The following is a 1,170-nucleotide window of genomic DNA, read 5'->3' as shown; positions in this document are numbered from 1 at the left end:
GGCTGGGACTGGGGGGCCTGCTGACCGACGGGCGGCAGGTAGTAGGAGGTCGGCGCGTCGGTGTCGTACGCCGGCGCGGGCTGGGCCTGGGGCTGGGCCGGTATGCCCTCGGGCTGCTGGGGCGCGCCCCAGGTCGGGTCGGCCGGCTGCGGCCAGTCCTGGGGCTGCGGCTGGTGGGCCTGGTCCTGCTGCTGCGCCTGGCCCTGCTGCTGGTCGGGGCCCCACGGGGTGCCCCATGCCTGGGCGCCGGGCGGCTGGCCGTAGCCCGCCTCGGCGGCCGGGGCGGACCGGCCGGCCTGCGGGGGTCCGCCGTAACCGCCCTGCTCCGGGGGTCCGCCGTAATGGCCCTGCTGCGGGGGGCCGTAGCCGGGCTGCGGACCGCCGTGTCCACCCGTCTGTCCCGGCAGCAGGGGTTCCCCGCCGTCGGAGGGCAGCACGATGCCTTCGCGCGCTTCGCGCGCCGAGGGCTGCTCGCCCTGTCCACTCTGCGTCACCGGGACTCCTACTTATGGGGGAACTTCGGAATCGTCGGCTCACGCTACCGGGTCCTCCGAGCCCGGTGCCACGTAGCACAGGACGTGACCTGCGCCCCTGTGACCGCAGTAACAAGTCCCGGGAGATCACGTGACGGTTCCGGGCCCGTATCCGCTCCGTATGCCCCCCTTTACGCGGCCGCCTGAAGGTCCAGCCGGGCTCCGAACTCCCTTACGACGGGCTCGTCCCGGAACGGTTCCAGGCGCTGCTGGAAGTCGTCGAGGTACTCCGCGCCCCGGTTGGAGCGCAGGGTCTCCAGCAACTCCACCGCTTTCAGGCCCGTGTTGCAGGCCTGCTCGACCTCCCGCTGCTGCACCTGTGCGGAGGCGAGCAGGACCAGGCCGATGGCCCGCCGGCGCGCCTTGTTCTCGGGGAGGCCGTCCAGGGACTCCTGCGCGCACCGCGCCGCCGCCTCGGCCTGGCCGAGGTCACGGTGGCAGTGGGCCAACTCGTCGGCCAGATAGGCCTCGTCGAAGTGCGCGATCCACGCCGGGTCGTCACCGGAGGAGGGGTCCGCCGCCTCCAGGGCGTGCACGGCCCGCCCGGACGCCAGCTGGGTGGCCCGCACATCGCCCATGAGCGCGTGCCCGCGTGCCTCCGCCGCGTGGAACATCGCCTCCGCGCGCGGTGTCACCC

General features: G+C 74.3%; 2 pseudogenes. Both read right to left on the bottom strand.

Features of this window, described 5'->3' with window-relative positions:
• Positions 1-494, bottom strand: a pseudogene (locus EHS43_RS48630) (hypothetical protein); the annotation flags it as partial.
• Between the two features lie 170 nt (positions 495-664).
• Positions 665-1,170: pseudogene (locus EHS43_RS44915) on the bottom strand (transcriptional regulator); the annotation flags it as partial.

The organism is Streptomyces sp. RP5T, from assembly GCF_003933965.1.
GTDB lineage: Bacteria > Actinomycetota > Actinomycetes > Streptomycetales > Streptomycetaceae > Streptomyces.
Note: the sequence above shows the minus strand (reverse complement) of the source record. Positions and strands in the feature narration are given on the sequence as shown.